18 protein-coding genes are annotated in these 21,506 nt (G+C 53.3%); 5 read left to right on the top strand and 13 right to left on the bottom strand.

Going from position 1 to position 21,506, the window contains the following annotated elements; genetic code table 11:
- Window positions 1-84: 84 nt before the first annotated feature.
- Window positions 85-549 (top strand): hypothetical protein, encoded by a 465-nt coding sequence (locus tag ABD971_RS31150; protein ID WP_345327587.1) that lies wholly within the window; start codon window positions 85-87, stop codon window positions 547-549.
- 82 nt (window positions 550-631) lie between these two features.
- On the opposite strand, the gene ABD971_RS31145 is transcribed toward ABD971_RS31150, so the two are convergent.
- Entirely contained in the window at window positions 632-1,603 is a 972-nt protein-coding gene (locus ABD971_RS31145; protein WP_345327585.1) for an ion channel, read from the bottom strand.
- A gap of 63 nt (window positions 1,604-1,666) precedes the next feature.
- On the opposite strand from ABD971_RS31145, the gene ABD971_RS31140 reads away from it, so the two are divergent.
- Window positions 1,667-2,029, top strand: a complete 363-nt coding sequence (locus ABD971_RS31140) for a hypothetical protein (protein WP_345327583.1) — start codon at window positions 1,667-1,669, stop codon at window positions 2,027-2,029.
- 318 nt (window positions 2,030-2,347) lie between these two features.
- Here the strand turns inward: ABD971_RS31140 and ABD971_RS31135 are convergent, their stop codons facing one another.
- The 6 genes from ABD971_RS31135 to ABD971_RS31110 all read right to left on the bottom strand — a co-directional run bounded on the left by ABD971_RS31135 (window position 2,348) and on the right by ABD971_RS31110 (window position 9,144).
- Window positions 2,348-2,821 (bottom strand): DUF305 domain-containing protein, encoded by a 474-nt coding sequence (locus ABD971_RS31135; RefSeq protein ID WP_345327581.1) that lies wholly within the window; start codon window positions 2,819-2,821, stop codon window positions 2,348-2,350.
- Between the two features lie 433 nt (window positions 2,822-3,254).
- Window positions 3,255-4,175 carry an SHD1 domain-containing protein gene (locus ABD971_RS31130; protein WP_345327579.1) on the bottom strand — a complete coding sequence of 307 codons (921 nt, stop codon included), beginning with the start codon at window positions 4,173-4,175 and terminating at the stop codon, window positions 3,255-3,257.
- A gap of 20 nt (window positions 4,176-4,195) precedes the next feature.
- The gene (locus ABD971_RS31125; protein WP_345327578.1) at window positions 4,196-6,355 is read right to left on the bottom strand and encodes a glycogen debranching protein; all 2,160 of its coding nucleotides are present in this window, start codon (window positions 6,353-6,355) and stop codon (window positions 4,196-4,198) included.
- A gap of 14 nt (window positions 6,356-6,369) precedes the next feature.
- The gene (locus ABD971_RS31120; protein ID WP_345327577.1) at window positions 6,370-6,864 is read right to left on the bottom strand and encodes a hypothetical protein; all 495 of its coding nucleotides are present in this window, start codon (window positions 6,862-6,864) and stop codon (window positions 6,370-6,372) included.
- Window positions 6,865-7,057: 193 nt separating this feature from the next.
- Window positions 7,058-8,800, bottom strand: a complete 1,743-nt coding sequence (glgP, locus tag ABD971_RS31115) for an alpha-glucan family phosphorylase (protein WP_345327576.1) — start codon at window positions 8,798-8,800, stop codon at window positions 7,058-7,060.
- Complete coding sequence (locus ABD971_RS31110) at window positions 8,797-9,144, bottom strand: BON domain-containing protein (protein ID WP_345327575.1); 348 nt, start codon at window positions 9,142-9,144, stop codon at window positions 8,797-8,799. The genes glgP and ABD971_RS31110 overlap by 4 nt, the downstream gene beginning before the upstream one ends.
- 249 nt (window positions 9,145-9,393) lie before the next feature.
- On the opposite strand from ABD971_RS31110, the gene ABD971_RS31105 reads away from it, so the two are divergent.
- Together ABD971_RS31105 and ABD971_RS31100 are read left to right on the top strand one after the other, a co-directional pair.
- Window positions 9,394-9,768, top strand: coding sequence for a hypothetical protein (locus ABD971_RS31105; RefSeq protein WP_345327574.1), 375 nt, complete (start codon window positions 9,394-9,396; stop codon window positions 9,766-9,768).
- Window positions 9,769-10,389: 621 nt separating this feature from the next.
- Window positions 10,390-10,539: a hypothetical protein gene (locus ABD971_RS31100; protein WP_345327573.1), complete on the top strand. Its 150-nt coding sequence runs from the start codon at window positions 10,390-10,392 to the stop codon at window positions 10,537-10,539.
- 290 nt (window positions 10,540-10,829) lie between these two features.
- Here ABD971_RS31100 and ABD971_RS31095 read toward each other — a convergent pair whose 3' ends face one another.
- From ABD971_RS31095 to ABD971_RS31085, 3 genes are read right to left on the bottom strand one after another with little or no spacing between them, the layout of a single operon-like run.
- Window positions 10,830-14,816 carry an efflux RND transporter permease subunit gene (locus tag ABD971_RS31095; RefSeq protein ID WP_345327572.1) on the bottom strand — a complete coding sequence of 1,329 codons (3,987 nt, stop codon included), beginning with the start codon at window positions 14,814-14,816 and terminating at the stop codon, window positions 10,830-10,832.
- Between the two features lie 60 nt (window positions 14,817-14,876).
- Window positions 14,877-17,261 (bottom strand): heavy metal-binding domain-containing protein, encoded by a 2,385-nt coding sequence (locus ABD971_RS31090; protein WP_345327571.1) that lies wholly within the window; start codon window positions 17,259-17,261, stop codon window positions 14,877-14,879.
- A 25-nt stretch (window positions 17,262-17,286) separates the two neighbouring features.
- Entirely contained in the window at window positions 17,287-18,153 is an 867-nt protein-coding gene (locus tag ABD971_RS31085) for an anti-sigma factor (protein WP_345327570.1), read from the bottom strand.
- A 304-nt stretch (window positions 18,154-18,457) separates the two neighbouring features.
- Between ABD971_RS31085 and ABD971_RS31080 the strand changes: the two genes are divergently transcribed.
- Window positions 18,458-18,910 carry a hypothetical protein gene (locus ABD971_RS31080; protein WP_345327569.1) on the top strand — a complete coding sequence of 151 codons (453 nt, stop codon included), beginning with the start codon at window positions 18,458-18,460 and terminating at the stop codon, window positions 18,908-18,910.
- A 406-nt stretch (window positions 18,911-19,316) separates the two neighbouring features.
- Here the strand turns inward: ABD971_RS31080 and ABD971_RS31075 are convergent, their stop codons facing one another.
- From ABD971_RS31075 to ABD971_RS31065, 3 genes are all read right to left on the bottom strand, one after another.
- Window positions 19,317-20,240: a hypothetical protein gene (locus ABD971_RS31075; protein WP_345327568.1), complete on the bottom strand. Its 924-nt coding sequence runs from the start codon at window positions 20,238-20,240 to the stop codon at window positions 19,317-19,319.
- A gap of 282 nt (window positions 20,241-20,522) precedes the next feature.
- Window positions 20,523-20,822 (bottom strand): hypothetical protein, encoded by a 300-nt coding sequence (locus ABD971_RS31070; protein ID WP_345327567.1) that lies wholly within the window; start codon window positions 20,820-20,822, stop codon window positions 20,523-20,525.
- A 284-nt stretch (window positions 20,823-21,106) separates the two neighbouring features.
- Window positions 21,107-21,490: a hypothetical protein gene (locus ABD971_RS31065; RefSeq protein WP_345327566.1), complete on the bottom strand. Its 384-nt coding sequence runs from the start codon at window positions 21,488-21,490 to the stop codon at window positions 21,107-21,109.
- Window positions 21,491-21,506 lie beyond the last annotated feature (16 nt).

The following is a 21,506-nucleotide window of genomic DNA, read 5'->3' as shown; positions in this document are numbered from 1 at the left end:
GATACCATCGGGAGATATCCACGTCAGGCTATTGATGAGCCGTATTCATTTATCACCCAGACGTTTTACCGGCAGGACATCAGGATGATCGACTCAACGGCAAAAAACCGAATTCTTCCTTTGGTGGCATATTTTGCCAGCGCGTTTGTCCTGCATTTAGCTTGGGAAAATGCGCAAATGCCGTTGTTTGAATCTGGTGACGCACCCTTCCAGGACACTTTCTGGATGTGCTTCAAGGCAACCGCCACAGGTGACATGCTCTTCATGCTCACGCTGTTTGCGACTATCGCGACGATTCACGAAGACATCTGGTGGCTCTCAAATCGAGATAGTTACTTGCATCCCGCAACTTGGGTCGTTCAGATGGTAATCGGCGTCCTACTGGCCGTCAATTTTGAACTATGGGCCGTTCATGTTGTAAATCGCTGGGCCTATAGTTCGATGCCGTTGGTCCCCATCCTTGGAGTCGGAATTTCACCCGTGTTGCAAATGACACTCATTCCCGTTGCTTCGACCGCAATCAGCCGGATCGTGGCCAAGCGAAGTTGATAGTTCAATGGTTCATTGCCGAACCTGGTTAACTCGAAACGATCTGGAGCCCACGGTTGAATCACCACGCATATTTAGTCGTCTAGTAGATTGCTCCCCAGTCCGTGTTATGCCATCTCAGCCACGCGTCAAGCTGGCGACGAATGCTTTCGACAGAGTTACTTTGCAGTCGCTGATCCCAATCTGCTTGCAGCGTAATCCCGCTTTTCTCTAGCGGGCGAATATCACAATCATGTTTTTTGCCAGCAAGAACCTCTTTGGTATGTCCCGATATCAATTGCATCGCCGATTGAAACAGCGGCCGCAAAACCGACTCCGGCAGCCGACTCTCTTTCTCGACCACTTCACGCATCAAGACCGCGACTTCAGCTAACGTGGCAATCGCTTTAGAGAACGAGTATTTCTCGTTGGGAACGTGCGTGTATGCGAGGATCGGATAGCTGTCCGCTTTGATCGCCGCTGCCTGCATTGCAGAAGTCATGCGTTGAAGCTCATCTTGTAAAGAAGAGGTGTCTTCCGCATGCAAAGCGACAATTTCTGAGGGGCTATCCCCGAGCATCCCGACAGCGAACCCTAACGTACGTCGTTCATTCAATGCGGTGAGAACGTTGAAAACGTAGGTTGCAGAAATAGTAACTTGAAAAAATCCGGTGGTCGCTGCGATGATTGTCAAGCACTGCCACAAGCCACCTTGCGAAACGTAGTCCCCGGTGCCGAGCGTCGTGATGGTGAACCCTGCATAGTAGACACGCGAGATCAGGTTGGCCGGTTGTCCACCAGTGCTTGAAACGACCGCTGATTCGCTCCCGCAAAACGCAAGAGTCCATCCGATCAGCAGGAGCAATGCCCATGTGAAAAACATCGCCAACAACGCAAGTATCGATGCGTTTTTCGAGACACGTGAAGATCCATGCATGGCTAACCGGCCAACGACGTGTCCGACTGGACCTGAGATCGGCCCCGCTCCACTTAGCGAGATCGTCGTGATGGTAGCATCGACCATCGTTACAGCAACGATGGTTAAGCCAACGAGTGAAATGATTGGATCGAACACGCTCTACTCCTAGCGAGCGTTATCGCCTCACGTATCGCGCGTCGGCGATACTGGAGGCGATCTTTGCTCATTTCTGCACGAAACGTTTTACGCAGCACTTCCTGCCATGCTCTCGCATTCTTTGGCACACTTTCGGCAAGCTTCCGCGCAACGCTTGCAGTGGTCGTGGTCGTGCTGCCCACATTGATCGGCACACCATTTGCAAATCTCGGCACACAACTGGCAGATCTGACTGGCGTACTTGCTATCTCGCGCCATCGCCTTCACGCAGGCTTCGCAGATGTCGATGCACTGAGCACAGCAGCTTGGGCAGTCGTTGTCACTCTTCTTTCCACCCATGGCTTCGAGGCATTCGGTGCAAGCGACCACACACTGCTGACACGCTTCGATACAACTTTTGAATTGGACCATCGTCTACTCCCGTGATAAATAAATATTTCTCTTTGCAATCACATGATCGCTTTGACTGCGATTACGTTTAGCAAGTGCCGTTCCAACACGAAAAACAAGACGAGAAACGGCGGGTTCTTGAGTTGTTTGTAGTTCAGCCGGTGGATGAGCCGTCACGTCGGCGGATTGAGTTCCACAATATCCGGCGGCGCTCAACAGCCATTAGAGCCAAAGGCCTTCGTCGCAGCGGTCTCGCGCAGTTCCTGGAGTTGTCATGCTCGCCGTGATCGTGCTTATTACCTGCCTTTATCAGCTCGGCAACTTTCGCAAACCTACCTGATTCGTCAAGCCGTTCTACCGTGACGCGATCGGACCTTCAGACTCATTCTCCAAATCCGCGATTAGCGCCTTCATCTCAGCAATTTCTTTTCTTTGCGCCTTAATGATCTCATCGGCTAATTCGCGGACCCGTGGATCACTGATCTCAGCCCTTTCACTGGTTAGGATCGCGATCGAGTGGTGAGGAATCATAGCCTTCATCCAAGCGACGTCTTGAACCGTTTCTTGGCTCCGGACGAGGAACAATGATCCAGCGAATACCACGACGCTGGTGACAAAAATCGCGATATTGGTCTTGGTGTCTTTGTACATCCCGAGCATGAACGACAGCATGATCATTGCCATGGTCGCACCCATCACCAACGCCATATAGAAGCGAGTCTCGCTCCAGTAGACATGATCGATGGCGTAAGTGTTCAGGTACATCAACAAGAACATGACTGCGGTGGACGTTGCGATCATGGCTCCAAAAAGGCGGTATTTGGACATGGTACTGATTCCTTTGGCTGCTAATTTATTAGAGGCGATGGTGGTATATTTCGGCAAATTGCCATCCAGAGCTGACTCACCACGCAGATGGCGTGCCAACATCGATTTGTTCAAATCCGATGGACGCGATCACCGGAGAATTCGCAGCCATCGCAACTTCAACTCGCTAGATTGACGGCTCCGCGGCAACCTGTTCGACCTTCGCTCAAGCACACGCGAGCGAGTCATCGCATAAGAATCGCGAATCGAAGGAGCTCCTCGATGTCAAGGCTGACGCGGTCCCAACTGCTCTGGATGTGGACGTTTCGATAGTCACGGACGGGTGGGACTTTCCCACATCGGTGGAACTAGATGACGTGGGCAATGTGTGGATCTCGCTGTCGGGTGCCGGATGTTGCAGTAAGATTATCGCGAACAATTTAATGCTGTCGATTCAGTTTCGACGTCGGACGATTCGCATGGGGCCGATGACGTAGGATGGGTTTTGCTGATGGGCGGCTGCGGCGGCTTGTTGGCTGTCGGTTGCTGGGACGACGACGCTCAAGGGCATTCCGTAACCTCCTGCCTGCGGATACATCGTGACTTCCCACAAGTCGAAGAGACCGGCGTCGTAGGCTTGTAGGTTCAACTGCAATTGCTGAATCTGCCGCGCTTCCATTTGCTGTTGCTCGTAAGCTCGTGTTTGAGCTTGTAGAAGGAACGACTCTTTCTCCTTTTCGTCGTAGTCTTCCTTGGCGGCAAGCCAGCGATCCCAGCCTGGCTTAAGCATCGCGAAAGTTTCATCCGTGAAGAGAAAGAACGGAACGCAGTAGAGGATGCCGTCCTCGAGTTCGATCATCACTCCGGCGCACTCGAAGGTTCGCGGTTTACCTCGCTGTTCCCGTGCCCAGTCTTCGAGCCCCTTTTCACCTTCAATTTCTTCGGACGTGAAATGCGCGACCAGCTTGGGAATGATTTCACGGTAAACACCGGGCATTTTGTCGAAGCGTTGGTTGTTGACGTAGACTTTTCCTAGCTGACGCTGAATCTTGACGCCGTGCTTGTCAAAGCCAACGATTCGCCCGGGGAATTTCAGGCCGGATTTCAATTCCCAGACTTGATTGCCGCTGCCACCAGTGGTGATCGTGTCCTTCGTTTGGGTTTCGAGATACTTGCGATCTGGATCCGACAATTGCTCGATCGGAACGGCGACCAAGTCATCGGGCTTCCGTTTGAGAACAACAGTGGTGTCGCTGTAGCCGATCAGGTCGGCGTTGACTTGGTATTGCCCTGATCGGTCGGACCATTCGCGTGCGGAAACGCTCGTCGTTGTGGTCAGTGCCAACAGTAACGCAATGGATCGCGTAGTAATCATAAGTCATTCCTTTGGATCAACTAGGAGGCGGATGTACCGCTGCAGCATGTCAGCACGACGACGCTACGAGGGTTTACGTGGTAGCGGCTGTTTTCGATCGTGACTTGCGATTCCTGGCAAGCAATGTCGAGTGGACTCGGAAGCGAAGTGTCTATTGCCCGTTGCCAGGTGTTTGGACCATTGGCGTGAATGCCGAATATTCGTTGCCGAGTCGATTCGTTAATCATCACGTAGAGATCAGCATCGCTCTCTGATAGGGCGGACAAGTGATAGGCCAGAATCCGTGACTCGGATGACATGTCCACTTCAGGCGACTCGGCACCGAACCAGCGAATGTCGTCACGCCAAAAAGTTGAGCGTCCAATTGTTGGATGCGTCTTGCGAAACGCGATCATTCTCTTGAAGAAGCGAAACACTTCTTGGTGTGCGTCAAGCCGACTCCAATCAAGCCAGCTTGTTTCGTTGTCTTGATTGTACGGGTTGTTGTTACCGCTTTGAGTTTGCATGAATTCGTCACCCATGCGAAACATCGGCGTTCCAGCGGAGAGCATCAATAGGCAGCAGAAGTTCTTAACTTGGCGTTTGCGTAGGTCGAGTACTTCTTGCGGTGCATCCACTTCGCCTTCCCAGCCGTTGTTGCAACGGAACTCCGTCGGGCCGTCTCGATTGTCTTGCCCGTTGGCCTCATTATGTTTTTCGTTGTACGAGACCAGATCGTAGATCGTGGATCCATCATGGGACGTGATGTAGTTGATGCTTTGGAAAGGCCGGAATGATTGCGACGGATGATCGGGGAACAAGTCGCTGCTTCCGTACAGTCGTGTCATCAGGTCCGGCACCATGCCAGCGTCGCCACGAACGAAGCGTTGCAGTGTGTCTCGATAATGTCCGTTCCATTGCATCCATGTCTGGCCGGGGAAGGAACTGCCGAGTTGAAACAATCCGGCGGCGTCCCATGGTTCGGCGATCAGTCGGACGTTGGCCAAGTCGGGATCGCTGGCGATTTGATCGAACAATGGTGGTTGTTGCAGATTGACATTTCCCTCGGAATCCCGAGAAAAGACGGACGCGAGATCGAAGCGAAATCCGTCAACGTGCATCTCTTTCGCCCAATACCGTAGGCTGTCGACGATCAGTGAACGCACGGTCGGATGCGAAGTATCGAGTGTATTGCCGGTTCCGCTGTAGTTGGCGTAAGGCGACTCGGGATCGCCCAACGCGACGTAATACACATCGTTGTCAATTCCACGGTAACTGTATGTTGGCCCACGATGATCGCCTTCGCACGTGTGGTTGTAGACGACATCCAAGATAACTTCGATGCCAACCGCATGCAGTTCACGAACCATCTCGCGAAACTGGCTGTGTTGTTCGCAAGACGACTGATGAGCAGAATAGGCGTGGTGGGGCGAAAAGAAGTTCAAGGGCATGTAACCCCAGTAGTTTTTGTCTTCGGGGTCGAATTGGAAGACTGGCATCAACTCAACGGCCGTAATGCCAAGCTCCTGCAAGTGCGGGATTTTCTCCACTACACCAGCGAATGTGCCTCGATTGCTGGCATCGACATTTGAAGAGGGATTCCGAGTGAAACCACGCACGTGCATTTCGTAGATGACCAAATCGGATCCATGGCGGATTCTCTGTTCATCTCCCCAGTCAAACGGACATCGGCATACGTCCAACCGCCCCAGCGGAGCGCGGCCCGCGTTGGAGCCGGACGAGCGTGCTGCCTCGCGATTGAAGCAATCGGGAAAATAGATGCTTCGCGAATACGGATCGAGCAAGACTTTCTCAGGGTCGTAAGCGTGCCACGGCAAAGCGGCACCCTCGACCGGACCGTCAACTTGGTAAGCGTAGTATTCCGCGTCGCCGGCTTCGGCGATAGGAACTCGACAATGCCAAATCGGTCCCGACTTGTTTCTCAGCGGATCAAGCGTCACTGAGTGCCACGGAACTCGCAATTCATCTTTGAGGTACATCAGCAACGTGACGCTGCGAGCATTCGCAGCGTGGAGTGCGAAGTTGTAGGTCTGTTCGTGTCCCAGCCAAGTGACGCCGAGCGGTCGCGGCGTGCCGTCGGCCCGCTCCCAGTTTGGCCCGAGCGTTGGCCGATGCTGCGTCACCGAACTCACATCGGTGCCGCAGTGACGACAGTGGGATTGAATCGTCTTTTGAGTCATTGAGCTATCCGGTTCTAGTGCCCTGATCGCGTGCGTTCAAACTCGACCTGCAGGCTTAGCAGTTCCGATCGCAACCGGTCGATCTGCCACTGCAAGTGTTGCATCGGGTCGGCGGTGATTTCTGGCTGCTCGGCTCGCTCCAGCGCTAGTCGTGCGAGTTGCGCGGCAAGCGCCATTCGCTTGATCTGGTCTTCACGCAGATACGCAGATGCTTTCTTGGCCCAATCAAGTTGCTCCTCCGCGAGAATCACGTCATTCTTGACCGGTTGCAGATGACTTTTGTGCAGGTCATGGTCAGTATGCTTTCCGGCCTGCTCAAGCAACTTCTTCGCGAAGGCAACTTGGTTTTCAAGCCGCAGCAGCGACAGCTTAGAGTTCATATTGGCGTCCAACGCAGTTTGCAGATCGTGCTTGGCGAGTTCCAGCTTTTTCTGGAAGTACCGAACGTCGACATCGGTGGCCGCGTGTGCCTTATGCGATTGTTCGTTCTGTGAGTTTTCCTGAGACATCGCAGCCGAAACAGCGAAGACAGAGATGACTCCAAAGATCAAGGCCGCTAACATCCTCGTCTTTACGCGGGTCGGCTGTGACGGTTCGCGTGTGTTACATTCTCGACACATCTCAAAGCTCCTGAGTGGCATACAGTGATTGATTGCCTTTTAGATGCACTTCCCTCTGAAATTCTTTATTCGCTAACGGCATTTAGGTTTCGTAGTAAGCCTTCACCACGTACTGCTGCACCATCCGTTGAGTGTTGAAATATGACCCGTTCAGTGCAATTGCATGCGTCATGATTCGCAGCCATTGGTCGGGCTTCTTGTAATACAGTGGAACAATTGTTTGATCAAGTTTGTCGTACAGGGCATCTGCGTCTTCCTTGAAGCGGTCGACATCCGACGGATTCGCTGACATCGAATTGCCGAACGCCCAGCCAGTTGTGCCTTCGATACAACCTTCGATCCACCAACCATCCAAAATGCTCACGCTCGGTACGCCGTTGATCGCAGCTTTCATTCCGCTGGTGCCCGATGCCTCCAGCGGCGGCTGTGGAGTATTCAGCCAAACGTCAACGCCGGAAACGATCAGTCGAGCAAGTTCCCAGTCATAGTTTTCCAGATAGACGAGTTTGATTGCTGGGTGCAGTTGATTCTTCGCTCGCACGATCTGTTGAATCAGACGCTTTCCCTCGACATCGTGCGGGTGCGCCTTGCCCGCGAAGACGATCTGGATTGGTCCATGCATTTCAACGATGCGGTGGAGTCGCTCTGGATCGCTGATCAATAGGTTCGCTCGCTTATACGCGGTCGCGCGTCTTGCGAATCCGATCGTAAACGTCAGCGGATCGAACAAGACATCTTGAGTCGCGTTGATCTCGTCGATCAGCCGCAGCTTGGCGGTTCGGTGAGCTTGCGAGATTTCGTTGGACGGTATCACTAGCGATCCGCGCAAACTGGCATTGTCCTCACGCCATCCAGGGATAAAGCGATCGAATAATTCGGAGAAAGAGGGGGCCGCCCATGTCGCAGCGTGAACGCCATTGGTGATGTGGTCGATGGCGTAGTGATGGTTTGCGTCTTTGGGCACTAGCATTTGACGCGAGACTTCGCCGTGCTTCTTTGCCACGCCGTTGACGTAGTGACTCAAGTTCAGCGCCAAGTACGTCATGTTCAGCTCACCCGCACAGCAGAACACTTCGTGCATGTCGAACAGGTCAGATCGGCCCAACAGTTGCTCGACGAGATCGATCCCAAAGCGATCGTGACCAGCCGGAACAGGAGTATGCGTCGTGAAGACGCATTGATTCCTAACGGCCTGGACGTCGTCAGAATTGAACAGTTCGCGACCAAGCGATTTAGACCGCTCATCAAGCAACTCAAGCCCAAGCAGTGCCGCATGGCCCTCATTCATGTGGAACTGAACGAGCGACTCAAGGCGAAGTGATCGCAGAATACGAACCCCACCAATTCCCAGAACTACTTCCTGGCACAAACGACGCCGACTGTCGCCGCCGTAAAGTTGCTGAGTCAATGCCCGATCAATATCAGCGTTTTCATCCAAGTCCGTGTCTAAAAGCAAAACAGGAAGACAATGCCCTTCGCACCCAACCACGTCATACTGCCATACTCGGACATGAACTCTGCGCCCTTCGATCTCTATCTCAGCACGCTGCGGCAATTCGCGACAATGCTCCTCGACATTCCAATCAACCGGTTGTTCATGCTGCCAGCCTTCGGCGTCGATTGTCTGTGACAAGTAGCCTTGTCGATGCAGCAATGTCACGGCAATCACCGGCACGTTCATATCGGCTGCCGCCCGCAACGTGTCCCCAGCAAGAACACCCAATCCGCCACTGTAGGTCGGCATCGCGGGATCGAGTGCAATCTCCATTGAGAAATAGGCGACTGTTGGTGCTAGCGGGTTCTTTTCGTTTTCGTTACTAATCATTGGTTTGGTCGTTCATCGTATTGCTGCTTGTTGCCGCCTTCGTCATCCACCATCAGTCGATTTTTAATTCGATGAACTCCGTTGACGCTTCGCGCCAGCTCTCGAGCCATCTGCTTGAAGAAGTAGCTTGGTACGGTGCCGTCAATGACTACGTCGCCGTCGTCGCATCGGCAAGAAATGTTTCGCAACGCGGCGTACCCACTTCTCGCCCATCGCCCCTGTACGCCTGCGACAAGGGGACATCCGCAGGGTTGAATGACCGGAAGCTCTGTCAGCTTTGGCGACGATCGCTCTTCGGCGCCGTCGGATGGCAGCCCCGCATATGTGGCGTCGCATTTTCTCACGCCGACTGTTCGGTCATATAGTTCCCGCAAGCGATCCGTCGATGATGAGTTGCACTCCTCCGTAGAAACAACACTCATGCGAACCTCCAGGCGATCGAGGGAATCTGAATTTGCGAATGACTCAGTAACGACAGTAAACCGCGAGAATCAAGGCGTTATCGGATGCGGAAATTCGCCAGAAGCATCCAGGTTTTCTTCTGGCGAGTCGCAAAAATGCATTGCCGATTCTACTGATCGTCGTTTTGGATCATGACCGAACTGCCGCAGCAACTTCGTTTGACCGTGCAGCAGTACGCACGCTTTGCACAGCATGTGCTTCCGGCCAACTCGGTCGATTCGATCGAATTTGTTTGCACCACGGCACTGGGGGCCGAATCGGATGCGGGCACGTTCAACCCGGCGGTGCCGAAAAGCCCAAGAGCCAAAACACAGGCTGCTACTGATTTCAACAACATGACTTCCACCTCTAGTCGTCAGGGATTGGGAATTAAGACGTTTCGGCGGAACGTTTCCGCCGTCGTTCGTCTTACGCTGTTTTGGATGCTCCGACAGATGGACTTCTTCACGGAATTTAAACAAATTCTCGGATCACCCATTACACTCCAAAACATATCTTTCGCATGAAGGGTTCGGTCGTGACAACCATCCAAACGAGTCCCCCAGGCCATTGGACTTTCATCGAATTCTTTGCGGAGCAGTCACATGGATTGCCAACAAACGACCAATCTATTGTCCCACTACTTCGATGGCGAACTGCCTGCTGATTAGCGAATCGAAGTCGAAGTTCATATCAAAGACTGCGTGGAATGCTTGCAGTGCGTCGCGTTTTTTTGCAATGCTTTCGAAGGCCATCCGAAAGTTTTCTGCACCCGAGACTCCGAGCGAGATGCTGTGGCAGCGAATCATGGCGGAATTTGACAATACGTCGCAGAAGTCTACTCGTTCAACGGTCGCCCAAATCGTAAGCGACAATGGTGATGGAGGCTCCTTGCAACTGCGGCATTGTCGCTGATCGCATTCGGCCTGTCTTGGACAGCGCACACCCCAGGTGGGCATCATGAGCCGCTTCGAACATACGCGATCCTTCTTGGAACAAACCCCGAAATTGCGCAGCAACATTTAGTCGAACAGTACTCCGGGCAATTCGTTTCGCCAGACGAGGCGGTGCGACTGGTCGGTTATCGGCCACGCAGCGTGGATGTACCACCGAGTGGATTCAGTTGCGACAAGTTAATCGTACTGGACATGCCCTATTGCAAATGCGTCCAAGCGGATTGGCAGCGAGAGGATGGTTCGCATCTTGCGGTGTTTGATCACAAATCGCAATTAGATGATTACTTCGCTGGCCAACCGAGCATTCATATCGAATGCGTCCAGACCGCAGTCGCTGTCTGATTGAAGACTCGTGGATAACCAATGTTGTAGCGACGAGTTTCGGCCAACATCACATTCGAGGGTGTTGTGCCCGCGGTGGTAGGCAGCATGGTCTCTCGCAGGTACCTTCGATCGGGAAAGTTGTTGACATGAAGATTGAAGGCTATTGAGCCTGCGATTTGTATTGTTCTTTTGAGCAAGTTCATGGATGTTTAGTCAGAGTTAGAGAGTCAATGAGTTGGGATTAGAGAGTTTTTGAACGATCAAGCGTCCGATCTCCCGGACTCCCAGTCTCCTCACTCCCAGCTTTTTCAGGCATCTTCAGCGAACTTCTCGTCCTTAATTCCTAGCTTTAGTTTCCATTCCATGGCGGCACAGTACAGAACGGGGACTACCAGCATCGTCATGATCTCGATCGTCATGCCGCCGAAACTAGGGATCGCCATCGGAACCATGATGTCGCTTCCGCGTCCGGTGGAGGTGAGTACAGGGATGAGTGCCAGTAACGTGGTGGCTGTTGTCATCAAGCAAGGCCGAACACGTCGCATGCCAGCCGTCACGGTGGCCTCGCGTGCATGCTCAGCGTTTGTGATTTTGTCTTTTCGGAAGCTTTCATCCAAGTAGGACGCGATCACCACACCGTCATCGCTGGCAATACCGAATAACGCGAGAAAGCCGACCCACACGGCTACACTTAGGTTGATCGTGTGAACCTGGAACAACTCCCGCATTTCCGTACCGAGGAAGCTGAAGTTGAGAAACCAGTCGGTTCCGTAGAGCCACAACATGATGAAGCCACCCGCCCAGGCGATCATGATCCCGCTGAAGACTAATGACGTTGTGATGACCGACTTGAACTGCATGTACAAAATCAAGAAGATCAATCCGAGTGCCAGCGGCAAGACAATCATCAGCGTCTTCTGTGAGCGAATTTGATTCTCGTAGTTACCCGCGAATGTGTAACTGACACCTGCGGGTAAGACCAACTCGCCGCTATCGATCTTCTCTTGCAAGAACGCCTGAGCGTCTTCGACCACGTCGACTTCCGCGTTACCGGGCTTCATATCGAACAGCACATAACCCACCAGGAATGTATCTTCACTCTTGATCATCTGCGGTCCGCGAACGTATCGAATTTCGGCAAGCTGTTCGATGGGAATCTGCGGCCCCATCGGCGTGGGAACAAGAATCCGGCCAAGAGACTCGAAACTGTCTCGAAGCTCGCGATAATAGCGAACTCGAACGGGATAACGCTCGCGGCCTTCAACGGTCGTCGTGATGCGTTTTCCGCCGATCGCCACTTCGATCACATCTTGAACATCACGAATTTGCAGGCCGTATCGCATGATTGCATCGCGATCAATGTCGATTTCCAAATAGGGCTTCCCGACGATCCGGTCCGCGATCACCGCAGGAGCCTCCACCGTGGGCACTTGCTTCAAATAACCTTCAATCTGCAGAGCCACTTTTTCGATTGTTTCCAAATCGGGGCCTTTGATCTTCATTCCCATCGGCGCCCGCATACCGCTTTGCAACATCACAATCCTTGCGGCGATCGGTTGAAGCTTCGGCGCCGATGTCGTACCGGGAATGTCCGCGGCTTCTGTGATCTTTTCCCAAATATCGTTGGGCGATTTAATTTCTTCTCGCCATTGCCGGAACGGCCGCCCGTGCGGTTCATGGATCAGTTTTCCGTCCTTATCCCGCACAAAGTCATCCGCGTCCTCGTCGTAGCGAAACTTCAATCGGTTTCCGTTTTGATCAGTCTTGTATTCTGATTTGTACGTGATAAACGTTTCGATCATCGAAATGGGCGCCGGATCGAGCGGACTCTCGGCGCGACCGATTTTCCCTACCACCGACTCCACTTCGGGAATCGAAATCAGGAACTTGTTCTGCAACTGCAACACATCCATTGCTTCGCCAATCGACGCGTGTGGCATCGTCGTTGGCATGTACAGAAACGAACCTTCATCCAACGGCGGCATGAACTCTTTGCCCAAGCTCGGAAACGCTGTACTGGCAGCGACCCAAGGCCTTGACTCTCGCACGGTCAATTCCGAGATACCCACCATCGACGCCGTCTTCGGGATGAATGAAAAGACCCTATCAAATCCCAGCCACGAACTGGCCCCGAGCAATAGAATCATTAACGGCATGGAAAGGAAAAGTAACTTGTGCCCCAAACACCAACGCAGAATCGGTTCATAAAGGTATCTCTGAAATACCGTGAAGAAGCCAAGCAGTCCCCCGATCAAAATAGATACAAAGAATAGATTGCGGACGATTCCTTTTTCGGGACCAAGCGGCAGCCAATGTTCAGCCAAGATGTACGTGACGACGATGACCGCCAAGGCGTTGGCGATCATGGGACCGGACCTTTGGAACTTCGCCGGAATTCGATCTTCGAGAAGTTTGTACAGTCCGAGGCCAGCGATGATCGCACCAACCCACCACGAAACCAGAACCGCTATCAATACTCCCGCACCGATCAACGCGATATGCATGAAACGGCGCAAGAAGTCGGACTTGACACGGCCACCCATCAGCACGTGCGCGGCGGGCGGAATGATCGTCAGTGCGACGATCACCGACGCGACCAGTGCGAACGTCTTTGTGAACGCCAACGGCCGGAACAGCTTTCCTTCTGCCGCGATCATGGTGAATACCGGCAAGAAACTGATCACGGTCGTCGATACCGCCGTCAACACAGCCGATGCGACTTCGTTGGCCGCTCGAAAGATGACGTCACCTCGGTCTTCGTTGGGATCGGCTTCATCCAAGTGTTTCAATATATTTTCACTCAGAATGATCCCCATATCGACCATCGTCCCGATCGCAATGGCGATGCCCGAGAGTGCAACGATGTTAGCATCAACACCGAAGGTCTTCATCGCAATGAAGCACATCAAGACAGCAACAGGCAATAAAGCACTAATCAAGATGGAACTTCGCAGATGCAAGACCATCACGATGATCACGATGATCGTGACCAGGATTTCTTCGGTGAGTGCCGTGTTCAGCGTGCCGAGAGTCTCGTAGATCACTCCGGTGCGATCATAGAAGGGAACGATGCCGATTTGGCTGGTGGTGATCCACTTTGGCCACTGCTGGCGAGGCATGTTTTTCAGGTGTGCGACCCAAGGATCGTGGACAGGTTCGATACCGCCCGTGATCGGAAGCTCATTCGCAGCAGCGTAAGCGTCAACCTGCTCGGCAGTGGTTCGCGTGTGATCAATGACGACCTTGGTCGGTAGCCCCACCGAAACTTCAGCGATCTTTTTCTTGACGTTTTTGATCGCTTGCAGCGGGTTGTATCCGTAACGAACAGTGACCACCGCACCCACGGCTTCAGCACCGGCCTTGTCCAACGCCCCGCGGCGCAGCGCAGGCCCCAAACGCACACTACCGATGTCCTCCACCGTGATCGGAACGTTGTCGGAAACTTTGACGACGGCCTTCTCGATATCTTCCACACCTTCGATGAAACCAAGACCGCGAACGATATACTCGGCCTTGTTCAGCTCGATCGTACGCGCACCAACATCCACGTTTGACATTCGCGCGGCCATGTAAATGTCCGTCAAACTGACGCCAGCGGCACGCATTGCGTCGGGATCAACGTCGATCTGATATTCCTGGACGAAGCCGCCGATCGACGCGACCTCGCTGACGCCTTCGGCTGCCGTGATCGCATAGCGAACGTACCAGTCCTGGTAAGTTCGTAATTCGTCGAGATCCCAGCCTCCGGTCGGATTGCCATCGGGGTCGAGCCCCTCCAGCGTGTACCACATAATTTGACCGAGCGCCGTCGCGTCGGGTCCGAGCGCGGGTTGAACGCCCTCGGGAAGCGTCCCTGCAGGCAAACTATTTAGCTTTTCCAACACCCTCGATCGCGACCAATAGAATTCCGCTTCTTCGTTGAAGATGATGTAGATCGTCGAGAAACCGAAAATCGAATAGCTGCGAATCGTCTTCACTTCGGGTAGCCCCAAAAGCGCAACGGTCAGCGGATACCCGATCTGATCTTCGATGTCTTGCGGACTTCGCCCCATCCATTCGGTAAACACAATCTGCTGGTTCTCGCCGATGTCCGGAATCGCGTCCACCGGCACCGGATTCCGTGGCAGCTCGCCCACTTTCCAGTCAAAAGGAGCGGTCATCACTCCCCAGCCGATAATGGCCAATACGATCAAGGCGACGACGAGCTTGTTGTGAATGCAGAACCAGATGATCCCTCCGAGGATGGTTCGGCGTGCTGCTTTGATATCGTCGGCTGTGTCGTCGTTAGCTGGCATTTTTCAGTTGGGAGTTGGGAGCTGGGAATCGGAAGCAGGGAGCCAATGAGTTGGAAACGGTTAGTGCTGATGGGGTTTCGCCATGCTCCCACCTCCCACCTCCTCGATTCCTAGCTTTTCAGCTTCCAACTTCTCAACTCGATCGGCACACTTCAGCATCGACTCACCAAAATACGGATTGCGTACGGAGGCGTTGTTTTGAAGCCATGTCGCACCACGTCCATCGAACGCCATCGGGCAATGCAACTCATACAACTGTTTCGCACTCTGGAAGCCGAACGTCCGCTGGATCGTCAGCAGTTCGTCCGAGAGCAGAACGAAGGCCGACCGCATGGATTCCAAATCATCGGCCTTTACGAGTCGCCCTGTGATCGCTGACAGTCCTTTTTGTTCCGCCTGCCATCGTTTTGAGACTCCAGCATCGAGTCCGCCACTGTCAATCGAGTTCAACACTTGATTCAGTTGACCAACAGCGGATGTGGCGGCATCCAAATCATCCGACGCGAGTCCTTCACCGATTGCCAGATAAGGTGACAAGAGGCGGTCGAGTTGTTCACGAAACGCCATTGGAACATCGAGCGTTTCAACCGGCATCTCATGCTTCGGATGAGCTACGCCGAACATTACCTGCAGACGCTTCGCATGATCTTTCGTGACTAAATACACACGGTCTGCTTCTTGCAACGACTCGACATCTCGGCCTTCGACGGAGTCGTTTCGCAATAACATCGCAAACTCACCCCATTGTGCCGCCATGCCACCTACCAACGCCTGACCGTTCACCGCCGCAACTCGCTTCCCCAGTGATGCGAAGGCCTCACGAATCTTTTTCAGCTCAGCCTCTTCGATCGCCTTCTCGATTGCCTCGACCGAATCGATGACCGCCACCATTTGCTGATTTACTTGCGGCGGAAGCGACATTGCCGCATGTTCCTGCGTTTCCCCGCCATCTCCCTTCGGCATTGTTCCCCCGCCGTGATTGTGGGCTCCGCTACCACCGCCACCTGCGGGTGTCATCATCGACGGTTTGGCCGATATTTGTAGAGCACTGTCGAGTTTGAAGTTACCGTTGGTCACGACCAATTCGCCTTCTTTGAGGCCCGCTTTGACAAGATAGAAATCGCCCGCACGCGGACCGAGTACGATTTCGCGTCCTTCATAGGTGGGCTCCTCTGCATTGGGAACCTGCACATAGACGATGGCTCTGGTTCCCGTCAGCAGTGCTGCCGACACCGGAATCACCAGCGGCTTGGCCGTGTCGCTGGGTTCCGCCGTGACGTAGCCAAGTGACTCCGCGCGAACCAGCGGCATTCCGCATATGTCACAATTGCCCGGTTCGTCCTTGACGATCTCGGGGTGCATCGGACTGATCCATTTTCCGGCCAACGATGCATCAAGTACACGACCGCCCGAAGCGATCTTTGATCTCACCACCGCTCGGACAAACATTTCGGGCTTCAGCCGCCCGTCTTCGTTTGAGATATTCACACGCACTTTCACCGTCCGCGTGTCTTTGTTCAATACCGGGTTAATGAACGCCACTCGGCCTTTAAAAACGTCGCCTGGATACGCTTCCGTTGTGAACTCGACCTCCTGCCCGTATCGCAGCCAAGTGAGGTCCGATTCGTAGGCATCCATTTGCACCCACAAATGAGTCAAGTCCGCAACGGTGTAGATGCGATCACCCGTGCGCACACGATCGCCTTCCTGGCGAAGCTTTTCAATGACGATGCCGCCGACGGGCGAATAGATCGTTATATGTTCGGTCGGTTTGCCACGCTGTTCAATTTCCTGAATCTGTTCTTCCGTAATCCCCAGCAATCGCAGTTTTTCTCGAGCAGACTCCGCCAAGTCGATCGGCTTTACGAAGCGTGACGATGGACGGCTGGCATTAGATTCGATCGCCGCGATCAATTCCTGCTGGGCGGTGTAAAGTTCCTCGCTATAGATGTAAACCATGTGGTCGCCCTTCTTGACCTCGACGCCCGTATAGTCGACGTACAAGCGATCCAGACGACCGGATACCCAAGCGGTGATGTACGCGAGACGCGTTTCGTCATAGTCAACTTTTCCAACCATGCGGACATCGGCAGTCACATATTTCCGTCCAACGGGCACCGTTTGCACGTTCATTAGCTTCTGAACATTCTTGCTGATCGAGACGGTGCGGATACCTCCGGCGGATTTCTTGACCGGCACCAAATCCATCCCGCAGATCGGACAGTCACCAGGACCGTCACGCCTGATTTGCGGGTGCATGCTGCACGTCCAAATCGACGCTTTTTCGGCATCGCCGCTTGACCCCTCGGTCGTCGTTGTTGGCAGCGATTCCGGAGACGCGTTTGGTCCACGCAACCACCAAGCCGCAGCGAAGCCAATTGCCAGAAACGCAATCGCGTGTAAGAACCAAGCATGTGTGACAAGCCGTTTTAGAAAATCTTTCATCTTCGATTATCCTTATGAGGAGCGATCAGCCCCTCTTGAACCAATTGACCAATGACGCGACCTCAGCTTGATCCCGCGCCCCCACCGCCGTCACACTGCGCGTACCTTCTCGCCACGTCGCGGCGATACTCGAATCCAAGTCCACTAGACAACACTCTTTGTCGCCGCACATGGCCATGCTCGATGGACGCTCACCAAACCAAGCGGCCTTCTCATCATCATGTTCAAACAGAACAAGCGTTGAACCATCGGCTCGCTTACAGACCGCTTTCACACACGTGCAACAAGGCATTTTTAACACGCTGGTCGAAGCCAGTGTATAACCCTCTGGAAGCCCGTTGGCGACGGTCGGACGATAGCCAACCAAGCTGATGGCCTGCTCTGGCGCAACCAACTTACCGTCGTACTTATCCAGCAAGAACTGCTCCGCTTGGTCCGGATTTTCTGGCAACACCTCCAGGTAATGATTCATTGTCGCTACGAATTCTGCTCCATGGCCGTCGTGCATGTCCATTATGGCATCCTGACGGTGGAGCCAGATGCTTAAACCTAAAACGAATAGCATCAACGCGGCAATGGCCAAACGCTGGTAAGTCGCCCTGGTCAGCCAAGGTCGCTTAGCATCTGTAGTCGCGGAAATCGTCAAGACTTTCGACTTATCCTGAATCTCATCGGGCCGATCCAACTCGTCGACGATCTTCGCCCAAATATCCTCGGAAACAGCCCCCGCCGGAGCCGCCGAGAACGACTCGCTCAATTTTCCGTATCCAGCCAGCACCTCAGCGCAGGACGCACATCCCCGTACGTGCTTAGCAACCGACGCGAGTGCGTCGCTCGGTAGTTCGCCGTCGTAGTAGGGCGAAAGCAGTTCTTGGATTTCCGCGCAGTTCATTGTCTTATTGTCGCTTGCCTCGGTTTGCTCACAGTCAGCGCCAGTTGCTCACAGTCAGCGCCAGAAAAATCGGTCACAGGGCGAACGTCGAGCTAGTCGCTCGAACACGACTCACCTGACGCACGTTTGATGCGATGGCATGCCGTTTTCTTCACCGTTTCCCCTGATTTTATGAGAAACGCGGTACTCGCTCGGTCTGTTCCGAAATTTCAGCAAAATTCGTGAAGAACGGCACGCTCGCGAGCATCCAACCACGCAATTGAGAAGCCGAATCATTCCTTCCTATACTCAGGAGCCAAGTACCATGTCCCTTGTGAAATGGACCCTTCCGGTCGCCGCAATGTCGTTTCTCTTTGTCGGTTTAGTCGGCTGCAATCCCTCCGACGTGACCGAAACCGATAGTGAAGCGACGGCCCCACCAGCGGCTGAGATGGATCACGACAACATGGACCACGACGATCACGCCATGGACGGTCACGATCACTCCGCCCATGGATCGCAAGCGACAGCCGAGGAAATCCCCGCAGGGCAAAGTGACATGGACAAGATGATGGCCGCAATTGCGGACATGCCCGAAGCGGACCGCATCAGTATCATGAAGCAGCATTTCTGTCCCGTCAGCGGCGAAATGCTCGGCGTGATGGGTGAGCCCGAGAAAATGGAAGTAGAGGGGCAGACCGTTTGGATTTGCTGCGACGGCTGCAAAGACAAACTGCTCGCTGATCCCGATAAATACCTCGCCAAACTTAACATGTAATCGTTCTTTCCCAAGCATCCCCATTTTCAATGCAAACCAACGTTAATGACATGAAAGGTACCTGGGCACTGCCTGATGCTACTGGAGCCCTTTGCCGTAACGCTGTGAAGCATTTAGAGACGGCAAACTACGGCATTTACGATTTGTAGCTACGCTCGCCAGAGCGTGGATGGTTGCCGGCAAATACGAATCACCACCTTCTGGCGAAGGTAGCTAGTGTCTGTCATTAAACCCCGCGGCGGCGTAATTTTACAGATTGAGGGGGCGAATTGTTAGAGTGAAGATTGTTGGCGAACCGCCTTCGACACCACGATGAGGGGCAAATTGGCCGTGTTTTCAGACCTCTGCGCGTACCTTCAGCCAGAAGGCTGTCGTTGATCATCTCTGCGTTGTGTCTTGGACCTAATCAGGCCGCTGCACGCGCTGTCTTTGCCGCTGCAGCGTCAGGGTTTTCTGCCGCGATCAATAGCCGGCCAAGCACCTGCAGGTTCCGCCCCAGCACGGCTAGGCCAAGATAGCGTTTCAAACCAACTTCACTGCGGTCGCGACAACGTTTCAATCCGTTGCCCCGTTGCAACGCACCGACTGCGGATTCAATTCCTGCATGACGGTACCGACGGCGGCGAGAGTCGTCTGACTCGTTGGCAACCTCGGATGCAAAGCGTTGAGAGTTCCGCGATGGGCAGCTGACGTTGCCAACAATCGGCAACAAGGCCTCGACGTTCGCGGCGCTGTGAAAGCCGCGATCAAGCGAAAGTTCCTCAAGCTCACCTTGGTGACGCTGCTGGGCGATCTTCGTTTGTTCAACCACGACACTGCCGTCCGTTTCATCACGATCCATCAAGTAGTAATGGCTGATGAAACCCGCACCGTCCTCAAAGATCATTGCCAGACGTCCATACTGAATCGGCTCGCCTGCTTTGCCACGTTGGTAGAGTTGCGTATGGGTTTCGAAAAGGCTGAACAGCTTCTCACTGTTGGGAACCGTCTCGCCCAGCACCACTCGGCGATGCGCCGTATCACGAACCTGCTTGGTCAAATTTGCCCAACCAGTGAGTTCCTCAAGCCGAACGTGCAGCGAGAGAGGCAATGCACTTTTCCCTTCTTTTTCCAGTGTTTTGACTCTTTCGAGGATCAAGTCCACTCGCTCGATCAGGCTACAGTAGAGCGATTCGATCGCCTCCTTCTTCTTGACGACACGGCTGGCAGAAAGCTGATTGATTTGTCGATGAAGCTTCTTGATCTTCTTCAACAAGTTATCGGATTGACGCCACAGAGGAAGATTGATTTCGTCAGCAAGGGTGCGGGCTAGCGGGATGATCTTCCGCATCCCGTCGTACATCAAGCTGCTTTCGGTTGGGTAATGAATATTCGTTTCGATAACGAACGAGTCGGCGCGAGCCGATCCAACTGCATCGCCATGAAACTCTTGTCCGTGACGAACAATGATGTGGTTGATCTTCTCAATCGTCTCAGGCTTGATTAGACAACACGAATTGCGAATACGTCGAAAGTCGAAACTCGGCTCTTGCTCCCAATTGTCAACACCGAGAACCGTACGGAGATTGAGATGGTTCTCGGCTTGGTCTTGGAGTTTGTCGTAGTCGAAATTTCAATTCATTCTGAGAACTGCCAGCACGAGAATTTGCCAATCATCGAAACCGGGTCTGCCGGTATCGCGGCGCGAGAGTTCACTGACATCTTGCGCAATTAAGTTGGTAAGGCTTCTTCGCAGCGGACCGTCGAGATAGACATGACGCAGGGCAGCGAGAAAGGGTACAATTTCGTCACGACAATTCAGATTCAATTGCAACTGCGCGATGGGTGTTGCTCCGAACCGCATCTGAGGTTCATAACTCTTTCGCATCTGGACCACTCCTTGAAGATTTGTGATGAAATTGGTTTTACTCAACTATTTCAACGCGCGAACCGGTCAAACGGTTCAGTCTTCAAGGAGCTTTTTTCTAAATAATCTCGTAAAACGCAGGCTCATTCTGTTTAATGACAGACACTAGCTACGAGAAAATGCTTAACAGCGTTGCCTTTAGCGGCATTGTTGGTCCCCCTTAGACGCGAACGCATCGAGGATCCAGCGTTTCACGTGGGCAAAACGTTTCGCGTCCAGGCCGCCTAGTTTAGTCCGAAGATAGTTAATGAGTTGAATCGAACGGACAACGATGAAGGGCGGTATGGGAATCATGCCGGCTCTTCATCCGTTTTTAGAGCGGAAAGTGTTTGCAACTTGCCGAGAAATTGAGTTACCAAAACAGACTTCAAAATGTTCATGGTGATGTCGACCGAGCGACTTGAAGCGGAGCATGAACTCGCCTCAAACATATCGGCCTCGTTGGCAATGCAGCTCGATTTGGATTTTAACGCAACTTGTGGTAATTCAAATGGCCAGGCGAGAAATCGCTGGTCGTCATGCTTATTGCAAACGTCGTCGCTCGAATCCCGATCGCCAATACGGTAACCGGTCAAAAGCGACACGCTGACGTCGAAACGATTGGAGTGGCAGACCCCGGTAAACCAAGCCTCATCAGCTTGGCTAAGGGGTATCTGTATTGTCAGAACAAGCAAGTTCGCTACTTGCCCC

Origin of the sequence: Novipirellula rosea (assembly GCF_039541335.1) — a bacterium.
In the GTDB taxonomy this organism is placed as follows: Bacteria; Planctomycetota; Planctomycetia; order Pirellulales; family Pirellulaceae; genus Novipirellula; species Novipirellula rosea.
This window is presented reverse-complemented; position numbering and strand designations above follow the sequence as displayed.

Bases quoted from the DNA above. Each gene is read 5' to 3' on its own strand.
- ABD971_RS31150 (WP_345327587.1), top strand. From the start codon at position 85: ATGATCGACTCAACGGCAAAAAACCGAATTCTTCCTTTGGTGGCATAT.
- ABD971_RS31135 (WP_345327581.1), bottom strand. From the start codon at position 2,821: ATGTCCAAATACCGCCTTTTTGGAGCCATGATCGCAACGTCCACCGCA.
- ABD971_RS31130 (WP_345327579.1), bottom strand. From the start codon at position 4,175: ATGATTACTACGCGATCCATTGCGTTACTGTTGGCACTGACCACAACG.
- ABD971_RS31125 (WP_345327578.1), bottom strand. From the start codon at position 6,355: ATGACTCAAAAGACGATTCAATCCCACTGTCGTCACTGCGGCACCGAT.
- ABD971_RS31120 (WP_345327577.1), bottom strand. From the start codon at position 6,864: ATGTCTCAGGAAAACTCACAGAACGAACAATCGCATAAGGCACACGCG.
- glgP (WP_345327576.1), bottom strand. From the start codon at position 8,800: ATGATTAGTAACGAAAACGAAAAGAACCCGCTAGCACCAACAGTCGCC.
- ABD971_RS31105 (WP_345327574.1), top strand. From the start codon at position 9,394: ATGACCGAACTGCCGCAGCAACTTCGTTTGACCGTGCAGCAGTACGCA.
- ABD971_RS31100 (WP_345327573.1), top strand. From the start codon at position 10,390: ATGCCCTATTGCAAATGCGTCCAAGCGGATTGGCAGCGAGAGGATGGT.
- ABD971_RS31095 (WP_345327572.1), bottom strand. From the start codon at position 14,816: ATGCCAGCTAACGACGACACAGCCGACGATATCAAAGCAGCACGCCGA.
- ABD971_RS31090 (WP_345327571.1), bottom strand. From the start codon at position 17,261: ATGAAAGATTTTCTAAAACGGCTTGTCACACATGCTTGGTTCTTACAC.
- ABD971_RS31085 (WP_345327570.1), bottom strand. From the start codon at position 18,153: ATGAACTGCGCGGAAATCCAAGAACTGCTTTCGCCCTACTACGACGGC.
- ABD971_RS31080 (WP_345327569.1), top strand. From the start codon at position 18,458: ATGTCCCTTGTGAAATGGACCCTTCCGGTCGCCGCAATGTCGTTTCTC.
- ABD971_RS31075 (WP_345327568.1), bottom strand. From the start codon at position 20,240: ATGCGGAAGATCATCCCGCTAGCCCGCACCCTTGCTGACGAAATCAAT.